The sequence below is a fragment of the Nocardia crassostreae genome (assembly GCF_001613405.1).
Taxonomy (GTDB): Bacteria; Actinomycetota; Actinomycetes; order Mycobacteriales; family Mycobacteriaceae; genus Nocardia; species Nocardia crassostreae.
The window spans coordinates 42,670-64,402 of record NZ_BDCH01000037.1 but is presented as its reverse complement, the minus strand read 5'-3'; the positions used below and the strand labels follow the sequence as shown (position 1 = coordinate 64,402).

Below are 21,733 nucleotides of genomic sequence, written 5' to 3'. Positions count from 1 at the left end.
GTGCTGATGTTGATCTTCGAGTAGCGCGCTACTCGGGTGTACGCGCTTGCGCGCCTATACCGTTCGATATCAAAGCCGGGCTCGGAGGGGTAGCCCGGCTTTTACCTTGCCGGAAGCGGATTTCAGAGCCAGAACCGGGTCAGCGAGCCGCCGTAGCCCGGCCACAGCGACGGTACGCCCGACAGATCGAACAGCGCGTGAATCGCGTTGAAGAACAACTGATTCAGCTCCGGCACGAACAGCAGCGCCACCAGCAGCAGAATCCCGTACGGCTTGATCTGATCCAGCGAGCGCCGCGTCTGATAGCTCAGCGACGGCTCCAGGATCCCGTAGCCGTCGGTGCCCGGGATCGGGATCAGATTCAGGATGGTCGCCGTGATCTGCAGGAAGGCAAGGAAACTCAGCCCGAACCAGAACGCGGCATGCGATTCGTCGCTGCCGAACAGCTTGACGATCATCAGCAGCACGACGGCGCACACCGCGTTCACCGCCGGTCCCGCGCCACTGAGCATGCGCTGTGTGCGCGGGCTGAAGTTGTGCGAGTGCACGTACACCGCCCCGCCGGGCAGGCCGAAGCCGCCGAGCGCGATGAACACCACCGGCAGCACGATCGACAGCAGCGGATGGCTGTACTTGAGCGGGTTCAAGGTCAGATACCCGCGCATCTCGACCTCGCGGTCCCCGGCCCGCCACCCCACGTACGCGTGCGCGAACTCGTGCAGGCAGACCGAGAGGATCCAGCCCGCCACCACCATGACGAAGACGCCGAATTGCGCCCAGCGCGAGAACAAGTCGGCATTCCAGGCGAGCGCCCCGCCCGCCACGGTGATCGCGACGACGAGCAGGAATACGGGACTGGGGCGCACCGCACCGGCCCGGCCGATGGCGCGTGGAGAGTTCATCGGACCAGCATCCACGGCTCGTGGTGCCGGTAGAAGGTGGAGCGCGGCACGATCTTGTCGGTGGTGATGCCGTCGCTGGTCACCACGCCGCCGCGCGTGCCCAGCTGCATGGCCCGCCCCTCGACCCAGCGCTTCTTGCGCAGCCCGCGCTGCACGGTGGCATGCAGGCCGGGCATCTCCAGCATGGGTGAAATATGCAGGGCCGCCACCTTTCCGGTGAACAGCCGCGTGTCGTCGACGTAGGCCTCGCCCTCGAGCTTCTCCCCGCGCGGGCCCACGATGGTGGCGCGGCCGATGAGCACCTTGCCGGTGTCGTCGCGAATCAGGGGGGTTTCCATGGCCTTGCCCTCGAGCGCGCGCTTGGCGGCGCCATTGCCGGTGCCGGTCTGATAGGCGCGCGAGCCGTAGGTCCGGTCCACGGGCACGAAGCCGATCTCCACGCCGAGTCGTTCGGTGCGCATCAGATGCGTGAGAACCGCTGCCAGCCCGGCATCCTCGCCGAGGACGATCAATCGGGGCAGGCTGTCGGCGGCCATGACGGGCAGCAGCTCGTCCAGATCATCGGTGTCCGGAATGGCCGCGGTCTGGGTGAGCGGCAGAGCGGCCAGGGCGATCGGTACCGGCGCGCCGTCGCAGCGGAGAACATGGGTACTCAACTGCCGTACACCCTCCTCTGGGCCAACTCCATCGCCTCGCTGCGCTCGCTGCCGGACCCCCGTGCCGGTCCGTCTCCCCGTGTCACCATAGCCCCGTTGGATTTGCCGCGCCCCGTGCGCGACCCATCCGTTACGTCGGGTTCGTCCGGTGCCGGGCCGTGCACCTGGAGGTATTCGAGCATCTATTAGACTGTGCCTCCGGCCACCGCCTTCTGACGGCGGGTAGCTGCAGCATCACCGATGTTGCGCGTCGAACCCGTAGGAGACTCCAAGATGCCGGCAATCGTGCTGATCGGCGCCCAGTGGGGCGACGAGGGCAAAGGCAAGGCAACCGATCTGCTGGGTGACCGGGTCCAATGGGTGGTCCGGTACCAGGGCGGCAACAATGCGGGTCACACCGTGGTGCTGCCCAATGGCGAGAGCTTCGCCCTGCACCTCATCCCCTCCGGCATCCTCACCCCCGCTGTGACCAACGTCATCGGCAATGGCGTCGTCATCGATCCGGGCGTACTACTGGCCGAACTCGCGGGCCTGGAAGAGCGCGGCGTGGACACCTCCCGCCTGCTGCTGTCGACCGACGCGCACCTGATCATGCCGTACCACGTGGCCATCGATAAGGTCACCGAACGCTTCTTGGGCAACAAGAAGATCGGCACCACGGGCCGCGGTATCGGACCCTGCTACCAGGACAAGGTGGCTCGCGTCGGCGTGCGCGTGGCCGATGTGCTGGACGAGAAGATCCTCACCCAGAAGGTCGAAGCCGCCCTGGAATTCAAGAACCAGGTGCTGGTGAAGATCTACAACCGCCGCGCCCTGGATCCGCAGCAGGTCGTGGACGAGGTGCTCACCAAGGCCGAGGGCTTCAAGCACCGCATCGCCGACACCCGGCTGCTGCTCAACCAGGCTCTCGAAGCGGGAGAGACTGTGCTGCTGGAGGGTTCGCAGGGCACCCTGCTGGATGTCGACCACGGCACCTACCCGTACGTGACCTCCTCCAACCCGACCTCCGGCGGTGCGGCCGTCGGTGCGGGCGTGGGCCCCAACAAGATCAACACCGTGCTGGGCATCCTGAAGGCCTACACCACCCGCGTCGGCTCCGGCCCGTTCCCGACCGAGCTCTTCGACAAGTCGGGCACCTATCTGGCCAAGACCGGCGGCGAGGTCGGTGTCACCACCGGCCGCGCCCGCCGCACCGGCTGGTTCGACGCCGTGATCGCCCGCTACGCCACCCGCGTCAACGGCATCACCGACTACTTCCTCACCAAGCTGGACGTGCTCTCCAGCCTGGAGACGGTCCCGATCTGCGTCGCCTACGAGATCGACGGCGAACGCGTCGAGCAGATGCCGACCACCCAGACCGAATTCCACCACGCCAAGCCGATCTACGAAGAGATGCCGGGCTGGTGGGAGGACATCTCGGGGGCGCGCACCTTCGAGGAGCTCCCCGTCAATGCCCAGGCCTACGTCAAGCGCCTCGAGGAACTATCCGGCGCCCGCGTCTCCTGCATCGGCGTCGGCCCCGGCCGCGACCAGACCATCGTCCGCCACGACATCCTGAGCTGAATCCGCGAACCGTCGCGGAAGCCGCACGGAACGACTCGCGCCCACTGCCCCCGGCGGTGGGCTCGAGTCGTTTCGCGGCGGTCCCGGGCGGCCCGGACTGCCGCGATGAAGGTCACAAAGACCTGGTCAACAGACCTGTGCGCCGGTAGCATGGCCCGGATTGTCTGGGCCAGCCACGACGGCACGTCCGCGCCATGGCGGCTCCCCTGCCGTTGTGTTGTGTGGACACGGAAGTGGCGTGGGCCCACCAGATTTCGAATGCAGGGAGCAGAAAACCATGCCGGAGACGGCAGAGGCGGTCACCGCCACCACCGCCACCGAACTGGTCGGTCGGCACTTTCGAGTCCGTGATCACTACGACGTCGGCCGCGAGAAGATCCGGGAATTCGCTCGCGCCGTGCGCTGCGATCACCCCGCCCACCACCACGAGGCGAATGCGGCGACGCTGGGCTACGACGCCCTGCTGGCGTCCCCGACCTTCGCCTCCGTCATCGGCGCCGCCACCACCCGCGCGCTGATCGGCACCGTACTCACCGAATACGACGTCTCGCAGATCCTGCAGACCGATCAGATCTTCGAGTACTACCGCCCCGTGCTGGCGGGTGACCGTCTCTCGGTGGACGTGGTGGTGGAGAACATCCGCAGCTACGGCGACAACGACTTCATCACCATCAAGGTGACCCTGGCCGATGTCGAGCGACTACCGGTGCTGGTCTCGACGACCACCATCGTGGCCCGCAAGGGCGTCGAGATCGATCCGGACACCGTGCAGACGGTCGCGGGCGTGGTCATGCACGGCCACGTCGCCGACGGCCTGTCCGAGGCCCCGAGCGATCTCATCCTGCTGGCCCCCGACGAGGTGGCCGACTTCCCGGCCCCCGCCGCGCCCCTTCCGGTGCACACCGTCCCGACCGTCGCCACCGTGGCCCCCGGCGCCGAGCTCCCCGCCGCCAAGGTGCCCGTCACCCGCGGCGACCTGGTCAACTACGCCGGGGTCTCCGGTGACCCGAACCCCATCCACTTCAGCGATACCGCCGCCAATCTGGTCGGCCTGCCGACCGTGGTCGCGCACGGCATGCTGACCATGGGCCTGACCGCCGCTTACCTGACCTCCTGGCTCGGCGATCCGTCCGCCCTGACCAAGTTCAGCGTCCGCATGTCCGGCTTCGTCCCCGTCGAGCCGACCGCCCCCACCATTGTCGAATTCACCAGCAAGGTGAAGTCGGTGAACCCCGAAACCGGCGCCGCCACAGTCGTTCTCGGCGCCACCTCGGACGGCAAGAAGCTCTTCGGCCGCGCCGTCGCCGAAGTCCGCCTGTCCTGATCCGGATCAGTCGGGGCCCAACGCCCTGAGCAGGATGTCCAGCAGGGCTTCGGCCCGAGCCCGCGGGTCGGGAGCCTGCTGGGCGGCCCAGGCGATGCCGCCGATCATCCGGAGGACGTCGGCATCGGCCACGGCCGCGGTCACGACCCCGTCGGTTCGCGCCTTGTCGAGCAGTGCGCCGCCGACCTCGAACATCTCGGCATGCCACCGCGCGACCAGTTCCGGCCCGCCGTCGAGCGCCGAATTCAGCACCGCCGCGGACAGACCGCGGAAGCCGAGGGCGTGGCCGACGGCGGTGCGCAGCCACATCGCCACCGCCGCAGCGGAATCCGGTTCGCCGCGGAGTTCGCGGCCGAGGGCGGCCAGCTCCGCGACGCCCTCGCCCAGCACGGCTTCGATCAGGTCCAGGCGGGTCGGGAAGTGCCGGTAGAGGGTGCCGCTCGCGACGCCCGCGCGCCGCGCGATCTCATCGAGCGAGGCGTCGATTCCGGACTCCGCGAACACTTTTCGCGCCTCGTCCAGGAGCCGCTCGTAGTTGCGCCGAGCGTCCGCGCGCAGAGGACGTTGCGCGGCGTTACGAGAATTCAAGGGCACCAACGACTCTTGCTGACCGGACTGACAGTCCGTTACCGTGGAGGATAACCGGACCATCCCTCATTTTATCGCCGGTCCGGCTCGCGGACAGGGGTCACCCATGGCGCTTTCCTTGCAGGACCGCCTCGATATCACCGAATTGCTCTCACAGCACGGACATTTCATGGATTCCGGCGAGCTCGATCGGCTGGACCAGCTCTTCACCGACGATATCGTCTACGACCTGGCCGACCTCGGTATGGTATCGCTGTACGGCCTGGCGGCCATCCGGGACGCCGCGCTCGCGCTCGGCGATCTCAACCCGGTCGGCCATCACATCACGAATGTCGTTGTCACACAGGACCGAGACGGGACCGTCCGGGTCCGGTCCAAGGGCATCGGCATCAGCGCGGACGGCACTGCCCGCAGCGTCGTCTACGACGACACGGTCACCCGGGGACCTGGCGGCTGGCGGATCGCCCACCGCACCGTCCTCGGCCGCCATCGGCCGCTCGCCATCGGACGCTAGTTCACGGTGGCGTGCATCGGATAGAAACCGCCGTTAGGCGCGGTGCCGCCCACGTCTGCGGTGCAGATTGTGGATGGGGACGCGATGGAATGTGTGGACGTCGGCGAGGAGGAGAGCCTCGTCAGGAATGGGCGCCAGGTCCGATCCGCCGACGGAGACTCCCCACCAGGTGACGGCAACGATCCCAATGTAGGACAGCGCAACAACTACGAACTGAGCAACCATGGACACGAAAACTCCCAGAAGTAGAGTGCAGCAGCAGAATTAGGCCGTCGTGATGCCTCGACGGCGGGCGTCAACAGCTGGACAACCGATCACCGGGAACTGGTGGCGGCATTTCGCGAGTAGGCTCCGCCACCAGTTCCCGGTCATCGGCGGCAAGGTTGATCAGCTGCGAGATCGTGAGGGAAGGGCCGATGCGCCCGTCCTGCCAGACGGGCGCCCATGACCCGTCGTGGTACTGAACCCAACCGGCGGGCCGTTCGTCACCGATCAGCGCGCGTACGTCATCGCTGTTCATCGGGACCGGTCCGCGTAAAGGCGTTTTCGGGACATACGGTGAACACGTCCACCAACCGCCGGAGATCTCGTGGCACGGTTGCTGCCTCGAAATGCATTGCGTTCGGCACGAATACGGCTTCGGCCCGGATGCGCGCGATCGTGACCTTCAGCCCCGCGAGTAACGGCTTCCCGGTCCGGCCGTCGATGACGATCATCTTCGCGAAGTCGAAGCCGCGCAGCGCAGCCATGCTCCGAACCTCTGCTTCATCCCATGCTTGCCGCACGCCGCTGATGTCGGATCGGACGTAGCCGATCGCGGTTGGCCGGAATTTCATGATGTGTCCGTTCTGTCTGGTGATGATTGCGAAGGAACAGCACCGGGCGCACCTCTATGTCACACCCCGCAGAAACGACACGCCCGCCGAATCGGAGGCTCCGGGGAGACTGCCGCGAAACCCCTGCATGACCTCCGCGCCAGGTGAGACGATTTCACCGCAATGGTGAATCCGACCTCCCCGCAACGGAGGATTGCAATGACACAGTCAATCGGTGAGGCTGGATCGACACTGCCGCGCCGTCAGCTCGGTCGCTATCTGCTGGAGTGGCGCAATCGCGCCGGATACACGCAAACCAAGGCCGCCCAGCTATTGGAAATGGGCAACCAGTCTCGGGCGCCTGGAGAAGGGCGAGAACTCTCGGATCAAGTCTCGGGATATTCAGGCCGCTTGCGACTTGTACGGCGTGCCAGAGGATCTGACCGCCGCCCTGGTCGGGCTGGCGAGGCAGGCCAACGTCAAAAACTGGTGGCATCAGTATGGCGACTTGATCCCCAAAGACTTCGATGTCTACGTAGGTCTCGAAGCCGCTGCGTCCAAAGTCATTACCTACCAACCTGATCTGGTTCCCGGCCTGCTCCAGATCGCGGACTATGACCAGGTACTGGCCGAGCGTTGGCCGGACGACACCGACGAGGAGCGAGCGCGGCGCTTGCAGTTGAAGATGCAGCGCCAGAAGATCATCACCCGCAAGACGCAGCCTGTGGTGCTGGACGTCGTGGTCGGTGAGGCGGCGTTACGCCGCGTCGCGGGCAGCCGAAGCATCATGGCCGCCCAACTCCGGCACCTGGCCGATCGGTCCGCCGTGGACAACGTTGAGCTGCGGGTACTTCGATCCGCCGCAGGCTTTCCAGGCGGCATCTCGATGCCGCCGTTCGTCGTGCTGCAATACGGGGAATCCGCACCTGGAGAGCCCGTAGAGCCCCCTGTGGTGTTCCTGGAGGGCATCGTACATTGAGGACGCGGACGACGTGGCGAGCTTCTTGCGATCGTACGATCGGATCAGGAGCGCATCGCTCGACAGTTCGAACAGTCGACAGTTGCTCAGGCAGTTAGCAAGGGAGTACGAGAGTGGACATTGACCTGTCCGGCGCGCACTGGTTCAAGAGCAGCTACAGCCAGAGTGGCGGCGAATGCGTCGAGGTCGCATTCCTCGATGGTGGCACTATCGGCGTTCGCGACTCCAAGAACCCGACCGGCCCGGCGCTGATCTTCACGCCCGGCGAGTGGAGCGCCTTCACAACGGGTGTCACTGACGGAGAATTCAACCCCCCAATTGATTCCGCTCCGAGCCCGCGTTAGGGCTGTCGCAGTTCACACCTGTTGTGGTCGGTACACACCCGGTATGGACGGTGATAAGGGGTGTGAACCGGCCACAGTGGGTGTGAACCCGGTCGGGGCGCTAGTTCAGGTTGGCGTGCATCAGGTAGACGTTGTAGTCGCTCCAGGTGGACATGGTGAAGTACAGGTCGTTGCCGGTGGACCAGGGGTGGATGAAACCGCCGTAGAGTTCCGGGAATTGGAGGGCGCTCACCGTGAGGGCGCTGGGGGACCAGATGCCCTGGGGTGAATCCGATTCGCGGACTACGAGGCCCGCCTTGGCGGTGTCGAGGTAGCTCACCTGCCAGATGTCGCGGGTCTCGTCGTAGCGGACCGAGAGTTCGGCGGCGGGCGCTTCGGCGATGGCGCTGGCCACGTGCTGGCCGCCGACGGGGGTCCAGTCGCCGTCCACCCAGTACTGGTAGGCTGTCTTGTTGAGCACCTGGTCCTTCGGGACGCGGGCCAGGCCCACGGAACCGAGGCGGGTATTGGCGGTACCGAACATGTAGACGTGATCGCCTTGCGGGACCATGGAGGTGACCTGGAAGTTGGCCACGCCGAAGATATTGTCCCACTGGGCGTGCGGATCCTTGGTCCAGGTTTCGCCGTGGTCGTCGGAGTAGGCGATGCCGCCGTAGTTGGTGAACCAGGTGCCCGGAATGCTGTTCCAGGTGCGGATGGACATATAGCTCATGTACTGCCGGTCACCGATGGCGAACCCGGAGGTGGGGATGGTGGTGATCTCGATATTGTCCAGCTTCTTGCTGGTCAGCAGCTCCACGGCATGGCAGCGGCTGTCGGTCACCATGCGGTCGAAGGTGACGCCGTCGGTGAGGTCGGTATCGGTGCTGAAGGCGAGCAGATTGCTGCGCCAGTCGTCGCCGAACCCGCCCGGCGGATGGAAGTTGGCGCCCACAGTGTCGCCGAAGGCAATGGCCACCTCGCCGGGTTTGCTCTCCCAGAAGATGCCGAGGTCGGTGCCCATCACCTGCCACCGCTTATCGGTGCGGTTGATGGAGTTGGCCCCGGTCAGCTTGGCCACCTCGCGCACCTGCGAGACCTGCGGCAGCGGCCGGGCCGGGGCCTGCGGCAGCGGCCGGGCCGGGGCCTGCGGCAGCGGCCGGGCCGGGGCCTGCGGCGCGGCCTCGACGGGCGGGTCGGCGGGCTCCGGAGCGGGCGGCTTCTCGGGCTCGTTCGGATTCGGGAAGGCGAAGTGGAAGGGCTGCGGACGCAGGATGAGCTGCGGAATGCCCAGCTGTTCGAAGACGCTCGGCGGGCGCGGCGGGCCGTCGGTGAGATCCGGGCAGGGATTGACGCAGGGGTCCGACGGCAGTTCCATCTTCACCCGCGTGCGGTTCTCCGGCGGCGGGCCGGGGTCCACGGTCACGACCGGATAGTTGATCGGCATCTCGAGCGTCCTGGGCACGATCGACTCGTGCACCGGCGCCGGATCGGACTTACACGGGCCGACACCCGGAAGTTGCACTGTCGCATCGGATTCTGCCGGTGACGCCGTCGCGATCGGCCGGTTCGCGGACACCAGCATGCCTGCCCCGAACACGACCGCTCCCACAGCGGCCACGAACCGCTTGGCCATGCATTCAACCTCTCGACATTCAGGTCACTCCGGACACATCCGGCCCAGGACCCTACCCTCGGCACGCGGCGAACTACCCGCACTCGCCCAAGATCGACCGAATCGAGACCTGGCAAACGACGGCAACCTCGTTGCGAACCGAATTCACAAGGGCAGCAGCCTAATACACGTGCTACTCGAGCGCCTCGAAGATCAGCACCGTCGCCCCGATCCGGATCTCGACCCGATCGGCCAGCACCGCGGCTGTTTCGATGGGCTCCTCGTCGATGAACACCCCATTGGCCGAATGCAGATCCTTGATGAGCAGACCGGCCCGGCTGGGGGTGATGTGCGCGTGATAGCGGCTGGTCTTGGGATCGTCGAGCACCAGATCGTTGTCGGTCATGCGGCCGATCTTCATCCCGCCCACGCCGATGGCCACCACCCGTCCGTCGGGCAGCCGCAGCTGTCCGCGCCGCACCGCGCGCGGCATCTCGGTGACGGTCTCGGTCATGGCCTTGGCGATCCGGTCGACCTCGGCCAGCTGCCCGGTGGCCAGGGATTCCTGGCGCAGCACCCGCTGTTCCAGATCGATGAGCGCGGGACCGGGATCGATGCCCAGTTCGTCGTCGAGCACCGTGCGCACCCGCCGACACGCCTCCAGCGCATCGGCCTGGCGACCCGAGAGATACAGCGCCGTGATCAGCTGCGCCACAGCGGTTCCCGCAGCGGATGGGCATTGGTCATGGTGACCAGCTCGCCCACCACCGACGAGGCGCGCCCGCAAGCGATTTCGGCGTCGATCCGGGCGGAGGCGACCAGCAGCCGCTCCTCGTCCATGGCGGTGGCGAAGCTCTCGGCGAAGGAGAGCCCGGACAGATCGTCGAGGGCGCGCCCGCTCCACTCGGCCAGCGCCGAGCCGTACAGCTGGGCGGCGCTCTCGTGATCACCGGCCGCCGCGGCATCGCGACCGGAGCGGCGGACGGCCTCGAACCGCCCCAGATCGCATTGGCCGTCCTCGATTTCCAGCCGGTACCCGGCGGATTCGGTGCGCAGCAGGGCCGCCGGATCCACCCCGGCCGTACGCAGCGTCTTGCGAATGTTCGACACGAACACCTGCAGACTGGCCTGATACGAGTCCGGCGGGTCGTCGTTCCAGACGATATCCGCGAGCGCCTACGAGGACACCGCCCGTCGCCGGTTGACGGTGAGCGCGGCGAGCAGGGCGCGCGGCTTCGGGCCGCCGACGGCCACGGGCCGTCCGGCGACCAGCAACTGCACGGGGCCGAGGACCCGCACATCCACAGTCATTGCCACCTCACTCATTGCATGCGGGATCCCACCGCGCGCGGCGGCGAAATCCCGACTGCACGAGCTTACTTGGCGCTGATGGAACGACCAGCCGACTTCAGGTCGTTGCAAGCTTCGACGACGCGGGCCGCCATGGACGTCTCCGCCTTCTTGAGGTAGGAGCGCGGGTCGTAGACCTTCTTGTTGCCGACCTCGCCGTCCACCTTGAGCACACCGTCGTAGTTGGCGAACATGTGCGCGGCGACCGGCCGGGTAAAGGCGTACTGGGTGTCGGTGTCGACGTTCATCTTCACCACGCCGTAGCGCAGCGAATCCTCGATCTCGGACTTCAGCGAGCCGGAACCGCCGTGGAAGACGAAGTCGAACGGCTGCGCGTCCGCACCCAGGCCGAGCTTGGCGGCGGCCACGCGCTGGCCCTCGGCCAGCACCTCGGGCTTGAGCTTCACATTGCCCGGCTTGTAGACGCCGTGCACATTGCCGAAGGTGGCGGCCAGCAGGTACTTGCCGTTCTCACCGGCGCCCAGGGCGTCGATGGTCTTCTCGAAGTCCTCGGAGGAGGTGTAGAGCTTGTCGTTGATGGCGTTCTCGACGCCGTCCTCTTCACCGCCGACGACGCCGATCTCGACCTCGAGGATGATGTTCGCCGCGTGCGCCTGCTTGAGCAGTTCCTTGGCGATTTCCAGGTTCTCGTCGATCGGAATGGCGGAGCCGTCCCACATGTGCGACTGGAACAGCGGGTTCAGGCCCGACTTCACGCGCTCGGCCGAGATGGCCAGCAGCGGGCGGACGAAACCGTCCAGCTTGTCCTTGGGGCAGTGATCGGTGTGCAGCGCGATGGTGATGTCGTACTTGGCGGCGACGACGTGCGCGAACTCGGCCAGTGCGACCGAGCCGGTGACCATATCCTTCACACCCAGGCCGGAGCCGAATTCGGCGCCGCCGGTGGAGAACTGGATGATGCCGTCGCTGCCCGCATCCGCGAAGCCCTTGATGGCCGCGTTGATCGTCTCGGACGAGGTGCAGTTGATCGCGGGGAACGCGAAGGAGTTCTCCTTGGCCCGAGCAATCATCTCGGCGTAGATCTCCGGAGTCGCGATGGGCACAATGACCTCCGATGTGTGTGCTGCGTACAACAAATTCTGTCAGGCCACACCATAGGGCAGTCCGGTTTTCCACCGGCAATGGCCTCGGAATACCCGACAAGTTTGTGAGGTTGGTTCAGGGTTCGGTGTGATGTGCGGATCACCGGTAGTGTGGCGGCCGTGACCTTGCTGGCCGCTTCCGAGACCGTGACGACCACTCTGGCGACGCCCCAGATTCTCGACCCCATGTATCTCCTCACGGAGTCGTGGTTGAAGAACGCGGTACTGCCGGCCATTTTGGTGATCGTTTTCATCGAGACGGGGCTGCTGTTCCCGCTACTGCCGGGCGACTCGCTCTTGTTCACCGGCGGTCTGCTCGCGGCGCAGCCGAACCCCCCGGTCTCCATCTGGATCCTGGCGCCCGCCGTGGCGCTGACGGCCTTCCTCGGCGACCAGTGCGCGTACTGGATCGGCCGCAAGGGTTTCGGACCCGCCCTCTATCACCGTGAGGACGGGCGTTTCCTGAAGAAGAAGTACATCACCGAGGCGCACGAGTTCTTCGAGAAGTGGGGCCCCGCCGCCATTATTCTGGCCCGATTCGTCCCGATCGCCCGTACTTTCGTACCGGTGCTGGCGGGCGTCTCGGCCATGAGCTACCGCAAGTACGTGGCCTTCGACATTGTCGGCGCCATCCTGTGGGGTGGCGGCGTCACCGTGCTCGGCTACTTCCTGGGCAATGTGAGCTTCATTCGCGACAATGTCGAGGCCATCTTCCTCGTCATCGTGTTCGTCTCGGTGCTACCGATGGTCGGCTCCGTGGCGAAGGCATTGCTGGGCCGTCGCTCGGCCGCGGAAACCGCGGATGCCGCCGAATCACCCGCACGCTCCAACGAACACACCCACTGAGAAATTGACCGCCACCCCGCTGAACCTCGCGATGGGCGGTTTCAACCCGCTCGATACGGCCGGACCCGCGCTCGTCTGGACGGTGGTACTGACCTTCGTCTTCCTGGAGTGCGCGCTCATCATCGGCCTGTTCCTGCCCGGTGACTCCATGCTCATTACCGCGGGCGTGGTGCTGGCCGCGCACGCCACCGGCGAGGCGCAGGTGTGGGCGCTCTCGGTCGGCGCCATGATCGCCGCCATCGCGGGCAATCAGGTCGGGTACGTGATCGGCCAGCGCACCGGGCACCACCTGGTGGCGCGCAAGAACGGCAGATACATCAATACCGCGAATCTCACGCGGGTCGCGGATCTGTTGCACCGGCACGGTTTCCTGGCGGTGCTGGTGGCGCGCTGGATTCCGTGGGTGCGCACGCTGTGCCCGCTGGTGGCGGGCGCCGCGGGCATGGATCACCGCAAGTACACCGTCGCCTCCACCGTCGGCGCCATCATCTGGGCGCCGGTGCTGCTGCTCATCGGGTACTACGCGGGCAGTTTCATCGAGGACATGTCCTGGCTCATGCCCGCGGTCATCGGCACGCTCGTGGTCGGACTGGTGCTGGGCACCATTATCGGGATCCGGCAGTACCGCCTGGAAATGGCGCGTCCCGCCGAGGATTTCGACCTCGACACCGAGACCGTGCCCCTACCCAAGGTGCACCGGCACAACGCCTGAACCGGCCCGAACGAGCCCGAATCGCTCAGCAGAGCCCGGCGGCCGTGACCGTGTGCGCCGCCTCCATGAGCTTTCACCCGGAAAGCTGCACCGACAGATCGCGTTCCGGATTGCGCGAGGACTTCACCGATCCGCCCGGGGTGCTGTGCCCCGCGCCGAGCACGCCCGGCAGCCGTGCGGGCTCGCGCCAATCGTGGCCGAACAGCGGATCGCCCTCCACCTCGAGCCGGTTCTCCCACGCGGCCTCGGCGGATTTGCGGACAATGGCCGCGGCCGCCTTGCGGGCATCGACGTGCTCGGGTTCCTCACCGGGCAGCATGACCGCCGCCAGCGCCAGATAGCGAATGAGAATCCCATTGAACAGGCCGCCGTCCCCGCCCCCGCCGCCGACCACCACGCCGCCGGACACCAGACGCTCCTCGATGGCGGACAGCAGCCGCAGCGCGCGCTCGGTATGCCTGGGTTCGCCGGTGTGCACGGCCAATTCGGTGTCCAGGCCCAGCACCACGCCCTGGCAGTAGCTGTACACGGGCGTCTCGACCTCGCCGGAGGGCAGGTGGACGCCGTCGAAGATAAGACCGGTCTCCTTGTCCCGCAAGGTGTTGTCGATCCAGTCGGAAATTTCCTGAGCGCGGCCGTAGTGGCCGAGCCGCGCCATGGCAATGCCGACCGGACCGTTGGCCGGGGCATTGAAGAAGTCGGATCCCTTGCGCCACGGCACCGCACCGAACTGCGGATCGAAACCGCTGCAGAGCTCCTTCTCCAGCGCGAGCAGTCCGCCGCGCACCTCGTCGATGCCCTGGGTGCGCTCGGCCCGCTCCAAAGAGATTGCCAGCCAGGCCATATCGTCGTAGTAGTTGTTGGTCCAGCCCCGGATATTGCGCAGCCGCATACCCTTCGCGATCGCCGCGATACGGCGTTGCCGGACCGGGGTGACGTGCCGATTGGCGGCGTCAACCGCGCAGTCGATGAGATGGGCCTGCCACCAGTAGTGCCAGGAGACAAAGGTCCGGTCCCGCTTGGTCGGCGGCCAGCCGACCACCCCGAGCGCCGTGCCCGGAACGCCCCATAGCGATCTCAGATGCCGGGAGACGATCGCGGACTCCGCCAGATCGGCACGCTCCGCCCAGAGCGCGGCGGTCGGCTCGGTATTACGCCCGGTCCGCGATGTCATAGGACATATGGTGCCAGTCGGGCGCGCCGCCCCGTGGCTGATTTGTTACCTGAGGCCCATGTCACTTGGTTACCAGGCAGTAGTCAGGTCCGCATGCTGGCGAATCCAGGCATGCATCGCGATTCCGGCGGCCACGCCCACATTGATACTGCGGGTAGAGCCGAATTGCGCGATGGAGACCGTCTGCACGGCCGCACCCTTCGCCGCATCGGTGACGCCGGGCCCCTCCTGGCCGAAGAGCAGAAGGCCATTGCGAGGCAACCGGGCGGTTTCCAACGGCACCGAGCCCGGCACATTGTCCACGGCGACGACCGCGAGCCCCGCCTCCGCCGCGAAGCGCAGCAGCTCAGCGATATCCGAGTGGTGGCGCAGGTGCTGATAGCGGTCGGTGACCATGGCGCCGCGCCGATTCCAGCGTTTGCGCCCCACGATGTGGACGGCCGCCGCGGCGAAGGCATTCGCGGTCCGGACCACCGTGCCGATATTGGCGTCATGGCCGAAGTTCTCGATGGCCACGTGGAACGGATGGCGGCGACTGTCGATATCGGCGACGATCGCCTCGCGGGTCCAATAGCGATAGGCGTCCACCACATTGCGCCGGTCGCCGTGCTCCAGCAGTTCGGGATCCAGCCGCACGTCCGCGGGCGGTTCGGTGCCGAACTCCGCCCGCCACGGCCCGACACCGTGCGGATGGTCACCCCATTCGGTGGGACCGGGGGCGAGCGATTCGTCGGAGGTCGGGACTGGACTCACCCGGACAGCCTAATGGGCTGTCAGTAGCTGCTCGAGCTGCTGTCCAGGATGGCGATCAGGATGGCCACGCCGTAGAACAGGCCCAGCGCCAGCAGCAGGCAGGTGCCGACGATGCCACAGACGTACCCGGCCGTCACACTGCCGCGCCCGCCCAGCATGCCGCCGGAATAGTCGATCTCTTTGCGCGCCCTGTGACCCATGAACCAAGCCACCGGACCGAGCAACTGGCAGCAGGTCAGGCTGAGAATGCCCAGCACCAGAATGGTGGTGGCCTGGGGATGGTCCGGCGGCGCCGGTGGAAAACCCGGATAGGGCTGCCCCTGGTACGGGTCGTACTGGTATTCGGGATAACTCACCGCCGCATCGTATTTCGATACGGCGGCCGCGCTCTACGCGGACGTGCTACCGAGCGCGCCGACCACAATGGCGAACACGAAGAACAGCAGCAGCAATACCAGCAGGCAGGTGGCGACGATGCCGCAGATCATGCCCGCCTGCACCTGGCCGCGGCCACCGATCGCGCCGTGCGCGGCATCGATCTCGGTGAGCGCGCGCCGCCCCATCGTCCAGGCGACGGGACCGAGGAAACTGCACAGCACCAGGCTCAGAATGCCGAGCACCAGAATGATGGTCGCCTGGGGATGATCCTGCGGCGGCATACCGTAATAGCCGGGCGGCGGCACGTTGTAGCCCGGCGGCGGAGAGTCATACGTCATAGGCATGATGCTAGGTGGTGGTGGTAGCACCACCGGTGATTTCCGAGTCTGCTCCCTCGCACCCTCGATCCCGGAACACAACGATGGAGATATGAGCGAACCCGCCGACCAGCCCACCATGGTGCTCGACCTGTCCGAACCCGCACCCGAGACCACCGTGCGCGGCGGACCGGCCACCCCGCTGCGCGCCTTTCTGACGGCGCCCTTCCAGGCCCGCACCTGGAAGGAGTTCGCTTATCTGCTGGTCACTTTCGTCCTCGGCTGTATCGCGGTCTGCTACCTGTTCTTCGGCATCGGGGGCGGGCTCTACCTGTCCATCTTCGTGCTCGGCGTACCGATCCTGGCGGCGATGATCCTGGGCGGCCGGGTCTGGGGCGCGATCTACCGCGCACTCGCCGCGGGCTTGCTCGACACCGCGGTGTCCGCACCGGCGGATTTCCGCCCACGGCCCGGATTCTTCGGCTGGCTCAAGGGCGTGTTCACCGATCGCACCAGTTGGCGGGCGCTGGCCTTCCTGCTCACCCAGGCCGTGGTCGGCGTGCTGCTCGGCTACTTCGTCCTCGTCGCCATCGCCATGGCGGTGTTCACGGCCATCTCACCCATCCCATGGGCGATCGTGCATCCGATCAATGTCGACGACAACAGCGTGGAACACCATTCGCTGTTCCAGTTCAACGACACCTATATCGAAACCTGGCCGCAGGTCCTCGGCGTCGCGGCGGTCGGTGTCGCGCTCTGCTTCCTGCTGCCGTGGGTGATCCGGGCCGTGTGCTGGGTGCAGCGGTGGATGACCGTGGCGCTGCTGGGCTCCACCGCCCGCGATCGGCGCATCACGGAACTGCAGGAGAGCCGTCGCGCCGCCGTCGACGACGCCGCCGCCACGCTGCGCCGACTGGAACGCGATCTGCACGACGGCACGCAGGCGCGCCTGGTCACCATTGCCATGACCCTGGCCCGCGCCGAGGAGCGCCTGGCCACCGGCGGGGATGCCGAGCAGCTCATTGCCGACGCCCGCGCCGGTTCCAAGGAGGCCCTGACCGAATTGCGGGAACTGGTGCGCGGCATCCATCCGCCCGCCCTGGACCTCGGGCTCGAGCCCGCGCTCCAGACCCTGGCCGCCCGCTGCGCCATCCCGGTGGAACTGCGCGTCCTGCTGCCGCAGCGGCCCAGTCCGGCCGTGGAGGCCATCGCCTACTTCTCGGTGGCGGAGCTGCTCACCAATGTGGTGAAACACGCGGGCGCCAACCGCATCTGGGTATCGGTGCTGCCCACCGGGAACGACATGATCGCGGTGAGCGTGCGCGACAACGGCACCGGCGGCGCCCTGCAACCCCTGGAGAGCACCGCGGAACGCGCTGTCGGCGGCGGTCTTTCGGGGCTGGCCGCGCGCGCCCGCGCGGTCGACGGCTATCTGCTGGTGGACAGTCCGATCGGCGGGCCTACCGTGGTCACCATGACCCTCCCCCTGGCGGGACCGCAATGAACGCCCCGCTGCGGGTTGTCGTCGCGGAGGACAATGCCATCCTCCGCGACGGGCTGACAGCGCTGCTGGCCGAGCGCGGTTATCAGGTGCAGGCCGCGGTGGGCGATGCCGCGGCGCTACGCGCGGCGGTCGCCGAACATCAACCCGATGTGGCGGTGGTGGATGTGCGCATGCCGCCCAGTTTCACCGACGAGGGCCTGTTGGCGGCCCTGGAGTTGCGGCGCAGCCACCCCGAAACAGGCGTACTGGTCTTTTCGCAATGGATCGAAACCCGGTACGCCACCGAACTTCTGGCCGCCGGGGCGGGCGGGGTCGGCTATCTGCTCAAGGACCGGGTGGCCGATATCGGCGATTTCACCGATGCCCTGCACCGTGTCGCCACCGGCGGCACCGCCCTCGATCCGGAAGTGGTGAGCCAGCTCATGGGCGCTGCCCGGCAACAGGATTCGCTCGCCCGCCTCACTCCGCGCGAGCGCGAGGTGCTCGAACTCATGGCGCAGGGCCTGTCCAATGCCGCCATTGCGAAGGCGCTCACGGTAACCGAACGAGCGGTCGAAAAACACATTGGCAACATCTTCACCAAACTGGAACTGCCGCCGTCGGATCTGCATCATCGGCGCGTGCTGGCGGTTCTTCGGTTGAAGGGGTGAAACGTCGCTGCGCGGTTGCGGAGCGTGGAAGACTGACACGATGACCCGGTCTAGCTCCGCGGAATTGCTGAAAGCCGTTGCGTACTGGCCCGATCACCTATTGACCCTCGCGGAGTGGTCGGCGCTGCCGGAACTCCAGCGCGGGCAGGCCCGCGAACTGGTGGACGGAGTGCTGGTCCTGGCCCCGCAGCCGCCGCGGCATCAGCTGGCGGTCTGGCGGCTGGCGGCCCAGTTGGAGCGGGCGCTGCCGCGGCGCGTCGCGGCCCTGGCGCGCATCGAACTGGTGGTGGACGAGGGCACGCCGCCGACGGTGCGGGTGCCGGATGTGCTGATCGTGGGCGGTGCGGCCGGGGCGGCGCACGCCGGGCGGGTGCGGCCCGCGGACGTGCTGGCGGCCATCGAGATCCTGTCGCCCGGTTCGCGGCGGGTGGATCGAATCATGAAGTTCGCCGAGTACGCCGAATGCGGCATTCCGCACTACTGGCTGCTGGACATCCAGGGTTCGGTGCGGCTGACCGCGCACCGGCTGCAGGGCACCCGCTACGAGATGACCGGGCAATACTCCGGACAGGTGACCCTCGACCTCGACGGAGTCGGCCTCCCGCTCGATCTGGATGCTCTCATCGCCCTGCGTTCGCCCGCCTGACCTCGTGTGATCCGCTGCCGAGCGGGGTATACCGGACTATCCTGGAATTCCGGAAGCCGTGGTTTGGAGGTCGTCATGGACCACGCGCGTATGCTCCGCACAGTGCTCGGCGTGACCGTTGCGTATGTCATCGCACTCGCGGTCTGGCTCGGCTGGCTGATGCCGCTTACCCCGCCCGGCACGCTGCCCGTCCAGGTGATCACATTGGTCGGCCTGTTCGGATCCTTCCTCGGCATCGGCATGCTGCTCGCGCAGCGACCCTCCCGCGCGGATCGGCGGTTGCTGCGCCACGGGCTGGAGGGCTGGGCCACCATCGAGGGCGTGCATCCGCTGCTGCCCACCGATCACTGCACCGAACTCACCGAACTCGATCTGGAACTGGTGGTGCCGGGCTCGGAGACCTATCACGGCACCGTGGTCTTCGATGTGGAACCGGTGGCGCGGCCGAAAATCACTGTCGGCGGCACGATCTCGATCCGGGTGGATCCGCGCAATCGCGACCGGATCATGATCTGCCTGTAGGCACGTCGGCTAGCTGCCCGTTTTGCCCGTCCAGGCCCGTAGCATCACAGGCCATGACCACCGCTACGCCCGAGAGCCGTAGGGACGCGGACCAGGAAGCGCCGCTGCTGCTCGACACCGAGCCGCCGCGCACGCTCAGCTTCGCCGATCAGGCGGCCTTCTGGTTCAACCTGGGCGTCAGCCTCATCGGCTTCAGTGGTGCGGCCTATGTGCTCTTCCCGACCGGCCATCCGCCGCTGCCGATTGCCGGGGCGCTGCTGGCCACCCTGCTCGGCACCGTGGTCGGCACGGCCATGGTCGCGGGCACCGGCATGGTCGGCACGCGCACAGGCGCACCGGCCATGGCCGTGCTGCGCGGGCTGTTCGGCACCAAGCTCTCGTACCTGCCGACGGTGGCCAATATCGTGCAGTGCATCGGCTGGGGCGTGTACGAACTGACCGTCATCGCACTGGGCGTCTCGGCGCTGTCCCACGACAAGGTGCCGCACGCGCTGGTGATCGTGGCCGCCGGTGTGCTCTCCACCGCCATGGCCATCTGGCCGCTGCGGGTGCTGCACATCCTGCGCAAGTACATCACCGCCGCCGTCGGCGTCGCACTCGTCTACTTCTCGATTCAGCTACTGCGCCAGCCGATTCCGACACCGACCGATACCGACTGGAGCGGGTTCTTCCCCGCCGTGGACACCACGCTCGCGGTCGCGGTGTCGTTCGTGCCGCTGGCCGCCGACTACACCCGGCACTCGCTGCGGGCGCGCACCGCCGCCGGAGCCACCGTCATCGGCTATTCCACGGCCCAGATCTGGTGCTATTTCCTGGGCATTCTCGCCATTCTGCAAGCGGACGGGGATGCCACCAAGATCTTCGACACCTTCCTCGGCGTCACCGCGGGCTGGGCGTTCTTCGCGGTGCTGGTGCTGCGCGAGGCGGATCCGTCCTTCGCCAATGTGTATTCGACGGTGATGTCCATCCAGAACCTGCTACCGCGCATCGACCGCCGTGTGCTGGCCTTGGGCGTCGGCACGCTCGTCACGCTGCTGGCGCTGCCGGTGCGCGATTTCAGCGGATACGCCAACTTCCTGTACCTGATCGGCTCGGTGTTCGTACCGTTGTGCGCGGTGCTCATTGTGGACTACTTCTTCGGCAGCGGACGGCACGGCTGGAACCTCACCCAGGACGCGCCCGCGCGCCCGCTCATGCTGCTGCCGTGGGCCTGTGGGTTCGTGACGTATCAGCTGCTGAACCCGGGCTCCATCAGCTGGTGGGCGAGCTTCTGGACAAAGGTGCAGGATGCCACCGGGATTCACGCGCAGTGGTGGACGTCGGCTTCGCTGTTCTCCTTCCTAGTGGCCGCGGCGGTCACAGGGATCATCGTGCTCGTCGAGCGCCGGAAGGCTTGATGGAATGACCGGTGACCGCGTTTTCGGGATGGGCTCGGATCCGCTGGTCGATCCGGACTGGCCGCCGCTCACCCCGGCGGAGGTGGAAGACCTGCTCGGCCCCGAGGCAGTCATCGAATGGCGCAGTCCCCGGCCGCTTTCCGCGACAGCGCGGGTGCGGACCGGCGAGGGCGATCCGGTGATCGTGAAGCGCCTGCCGCAGACGCTGCGGGACGCCGCCGCTCTCGGCGAGGAGCACGGCTTCATGAATCACCTGCGCGAGCACGGGATTCCGGTTCCGGCGGTGCTGCACACCCGGGAGCACGGCAAATTCGTCTACGAGGTCCAGGAACTCGGCGTCGGCGAGGATCTGTACCGCGGCGCGTTCTCCTGGTCGCCGTACCTGTCCCGCGCGCAGGCCGCGGCCGCCGGTCGCGCCCTGGCCCAGTTGCACGTGGCCGCAACCGGTTACGACGCTCCCCCGCGCCCGCCGCGCCCGCTGCTGGCGAGCTTCACCGTCTTCGCCTCCCTGGATCCGATCGGGGCCATCGAACGGCTCGCCGCCACCCGCCCCGATCTCGGCATCTTCCTGACCTCACAGCGCTGGCGCGCGGAGGTCGAGCACCTGCACCTGCCCTTCCACGCCCGCCTCTACCCGTGGCTCGACGAACTCGAACCGCTGTGGACGCACAACGACTGGCACGGCACCAACCTGCTGTGGACCGGCGAAACCCCTTCCACCGTCATCGATTTCGGCCTCTGCGACCGCACCACCGCCGTGCACGATATCGCCATCGCCATCGAGCGCTGCGCCGTGGACTGGATCTCGCTGCGCGACGGCGGTCCGGCGCATGTGCGGTTCGAGCAGGTGGACGCCTTCCTGGACGGCTACGAATCGGTCCGGGCGCTGAGCGTCATCGAATCCCTCGCCCTGCCCGAACTCGTCCCCCTGGTGCACGCCGAGTACGAGCTCTCCGAGATCGACTACTTCCTCAGCGTGGTCCCCGGCGGAAATCCGGACAATGCCGAAATCGCCTACCGGAACTACTTTCTCGGCCACACCGAATGGTGGGCGAGCGCCGACGGCGACGCCCTGCTGTCCGCGCTGCGCGCCCGCTGAGCT

Annotated in this window: 25 protein-coding genes and 1 pseudogene; 13 read left to right on the top strand and 13 right to left on the bottom strand. The window is 66.9% G+C overall.

The window, feature by feature from the left end; translation table 11 throughout:
• Positions 1-122 precede the first annotated feature (122 nt).
• Both NC4_RS33555 and NC4_RS33550 read right to left on the bottom strand, forming a co-directional pair.
• The gene (locus NC4_RS33555; RefSeq protein WP_067546797.1) at positions 123-902 is read right to left on the bottom strand and encodes a site-2 protease family protein; all 780 of its coding nucleotides are present in this window, start codon (positions 900-902) and stop codon (positions 123-125) included.
• Entirely contained in the window at positions 899-1,558 is a 660-nt protein-coding gene (locus tag NC4_RS33550) for a hypothetical protein (RefSeq protein ID WP_067546794.1), read from the bottom strand. The genes NC4_RS33555 and NC4_RS33550 overlap by 4 nt, the downstream gene beginning before the upstream one ends.
• A 273-nt stretch (positions 1,559-1,831) precedes the next feature.
• Here NC4_RS33550 and NC4_RS33545 point away from each other — a divergent pair, with 273 nt between their 5' ends.
• Together NC4_RS33545 and NC4_RS33540 are read left to right on the top strand one after the other, a co-directional pair.
• Complete coding sequence (locus NC4_RS33545) at positions 1,832-3,121, top strand: adenylosuccinate synthase (protein ID WP_067546791.1); 1,290 nt, start codon at positions 1,832-1,834, stop codon at positions 3,119-3,121.
• Positions 3,122-3,398: 277 nt separating this feature from the next.
• On the top strand, positions 3,399-4,445 hold the full coding sequence (locus NC4_RS33540) for a fused (3R)-hydroxyacyl-ACP dehydratase subunits HadA/HadB (protein WP_067546788.1): 1,047 nt from the start codon (positions 3,399-3,401) through the stop codon (positions 4,443-4,445).
• A gap of 6 nt (positions 4,446-4,451) precedes the next feature.
• Here NC4_RS33540 and NC4_RS33535 read toward each other — a convergent pair whose 3' ends face one another.
• A complete protein-coding gene (locus tag NC4_RS33535; RefSeq protein ID WP_218021371.1) occupies positions 4,452-5,039 on the bottom strand; it encodes a TetR/AcrR family transcriptional regulator in 588 nt (195 codons plus the stop codon).
• A 100-nt stretch (positions 5,040-5,139) separates the two neighbouring features.
• On the opposite strand from NC4_RS33535, the gene NC4_RS33530 reads away from it, so the two are divergent.
• Positions 5,140-5,547 carry a nuclear transport factor 2 family protein gene (locus tag NC4_RS33530; RefSeq protein WP_067546786.1) on the top strand — a complete coding sequence of 136 codons (408 nt, stop codon included), beginning with the start codon at positions 5,140-5,142 and terminating at the stop codon, positions 5,545-5,547.
• A 506-nt stretch (positions 5,548-6,053) separates the two neighbouring features.
• Here the strand turns inward: NC4_RS33530 and NC4_RS33520 are convergent.
• Complete coding sequence (locus tag NC4_RS33520; protein WP_067546780.1) at positions 6,054-6,383, bottom strand: hypothetical protein; 330 nt, start codon at positions 6,381-6,383, stop codon at positions 6,054-6,056.
• A 214-nt stretch (positions 6,384-6,597) separates the two neighbouring features.
• Here NC4_RS33520 and NC4_RS33515 point away from each other — a divergent pair, with 214 nt between their 5' ends.
• Positions 6,598-7,341 carry a helix-turn-helix domain-containing protein gene (locus NC4_RS33515; RefSeq protein WP_245722107.1) on the top strand — a complete coding sequence of 248 codons (744 nt, stop codon included), beginning with the start codon at positions 6,598-6,600 and terminating at the stop codon, positions 7,339-7,341.
• A 113-nt stretch (positions 7,342-7,454) separates the two neighbouring features.
• Positions 7,455-7,685, top strand: a complete 231-nt coding sequence (locus tag NC4_RS33510; RefSeq protein ID WP_067546777.1) for a DUF397 domain-containing protein — start codon at positions 7,455-7,457, stop codon at positions 7,683-7,685.
• 100 nt (positions 7,686-7,785) lie between these two features.
• Here the strand turns inward: NC4_RS33510 and NC4_RS33505 are convergent, their stop codons facing one another.
• The 5 genes and pseudogenes from NC4_RS33505 to fbaA all read right to left on the bottom strand — a co-directional run bounded on the left by NC4_RS33505 (position 7,786) and on the right by fbaA (position 11,693).
• A complete protein-coding gene (locus NC4_RS33505; protein ID WP_067546774.1) occupies positions 7,786-9,300 on the bottom strand; it encodes a glycoside hydrolase family 183 protein in 1,515 nt (504 codons plus the stop codon).
• A 172-nt stretch (positions 9,301-9,472) separates the two neighbouring features.
• Positions 9,473-9,685 carry an FHA domain-containing protein gene (locus tag NC4_RS44910; RefSeq protein WP_369690815.1) on the bottom strand — a complete coding sequence of 71 codons (213 nt, stop codon included), beginning with the start codon at positions 9,683-9,685 and terminating at the stop codon, positions 9,473-9,475.
• Positions 9,686-9,910: 225 nt separating this feature from the next.
• Positions 9,911-10,353: pseudogene (locus NC4_RS44905) on the bottom strand (AfsR/SARP family transcriptional regulator); the annotation flags it as partial.
• Between the two features lie 102 nt (positions 10,354-10,455).
• Positions 10,456-10,596, bottom strand: a complete 141-nt coding sequence (locus NC4_RS44900; protein ID WP_369690814.1) for a hypothetical protein — start codon at positions 10,594-10,596, stop codon at positions 10,456-10,458.
• Between the two features lie 59 nt (positions 10,597-10,655).
• Complete coding sequence (fbaA, locus tag NC4_RS33495; RefSeq protein WP_067546771.1) at positions 10,656-11,693, bottom strand: class II fructose-bisphosphate aldolase; 1,038 nt, start codon at positions 11,691-11,693, stop codon at positions 10,656-10,658.
• A gap of 225 nt (positions 11,694-11,918) precedes the next feature.
• On the opposite strand from fbaA, the gene NC4_RS33490 reads away from it, so the two are divergent.
• Together NC4_RS33490 and NC4_RS33485 are read left to right on the top strand one after the other, a co-directional pair.
• Positions 11,919-12,578, top strand: a complete 660-nt coding sequence (locus NC4_RS33490; protein ID WP_067546895.1) for a DedA family protein — start codon at positions 11,919-11,921, stop codon at positions 12,576-12,578.
• Between the two features lie 31 nt (positions 12,579-12,609).
• Positions 12,610-13,290 carry a DedA family protein gene (locus NC4_RS33485; RefSeq protein WP_157555387.1) on the top strand — a complete coding sequence of 227 codons (681 nt, stop codon included), beginning with the start codon at positions 12,610-12,612 and terminating at the stop codon, positions 13,288-13,290.
• Positions 13,291-13,363: 73 nt separating this feature from the next.
• Here NC4_RS33485 and NC4_RS33480 read toward each other — a convergent pair whose 3' ends face one another.
• The 4 genes from NC4_RS33480 to NC4_RS33465 all read right to left on the bottom strand — a co-directional run bounded on the left by NC4_RS33480 (position 13,364) and on the right by NC4_RS33465 (position 15,933).
• A complete protein-coding gene (locus NC4_RS33480) occupies positions 13,364-14,464 on the bottom strand; it encodes a glycoside hydrolase family 76 protein (RefSeq protein WP_067546768.1) in 1,101 nt (366 codons plus the stop codon).
• A gap of 69 nt (positions 14,465-14,533) precedes the next feature.
• Positions 14,534-15,217 (bottom strand): TrmH family RNA methyltransferase, encoded by a 684-nt coding sequence (locus NC4_RS33475; RefSeq protein ID WP_067546765.1) that lies wholly within the window; start codon positions 15,215-15,217, stop codon positions 14,534-14,536.
• Between the two features lie 20 nt (positions 15,218-15,237).
• A complete protein-coding gene (locus NC4_RS33470) occupies positions 15,238-15,573 on the bottom strand; it encodes a DUF4190 domain-containing protein (protein WP_067546762.1) in 336 nt (111 codons plus the stop codon).
• A 33-nt stretch (positions 15,574-15,606) separates the two neighbouring features.
• A complete protein-coding gene (locus NC4_RS33465) occupies positions 15,607-15,933 on the bottom strand; it encodes a hypothetical protein (protein ID WP_084530018.1) in 327 nt (108 codons plus the stop codon).
• Between the two features lie 91 nt (positions 15,934-16,024).
• Between NC4_RS33465 and NC4_RS33460 the strand changes: the two genes are divergently transcribed.
• The 6 genes from NC4_RS33460 (at position 16,025) to NC4_RS33435 (ending at position 21,730) form a co-directional block, all read left to right on the top strand.
• Positions 16,025-17,416 (top strand): sensor histidine kinase, encoded by a 1,392-nt coding sequence (locus NC4_RS33460; protein WP_084530017.1) that lies wholly within the window; start codon positions 16,025-16,027, stop codon positions 17,414-17,416.
• Entirely contained in the window at positions 17,413-18,066 is a 654-nt protein-coding gene (locus NC4_RS33455) for a LuxR C-terminal-related transcriptional regulator (RefSeq protein ID WP_174566915.1), read from the top strand. Before NC4_RS33460 ends, NC4_RS33455 begins: the two co-directional genes overlap by 4 nt.
• A gap of 40 nt (positions 18,067-18,106) precedes the next feature.
• Positions 18,107-18,712, top strand: a complete 606-nt coding sequence (locus NC4_RS33450; protein ID WP_067546759.1) for a Uma2 family endonuclease — start codon at positions 18,107-18,109, stop codon at positions 18,710-18,712.
• Between the two features lie 75 nt (positions 18,713-18,787).
• Entirely contained in the window at positions 18,788-19,234 is a 447-nt protein-coding gene (locus NC4_RS33445; RefSeq protein ID WP_067546882.1) for a hypothetical protein, read from the top strand.
• Positions 19,235-19,287: 53 nt separating this feature from the next.
• Positions 19,288-20,631 carry a purine-cytosine permease family protein gene (locus NC4_RS33440; RefSeq protein WP_067546756.1) on the top strand — a complete coding sequence of 448 codons (1,344 nt, stop codon included), beginning with the start codon at positions 19,288-19,290 and terminating at the stop codon, positions 20,629-20,631.
• A gap of 4 nt (positions 20,632-20,635) precedes the next feature.
• A complete protein-coding gene (locus NC4_RS33435; protein WP_067546753.1) occupies positions 20,636-21,730 on the top strand; it encodes a phosphotransferase enzyme family protein in 1,095 nt (364 codons plus the stop codon).
• Positions 21,731-21,733 lie beyond the last annotated feature (3 nt).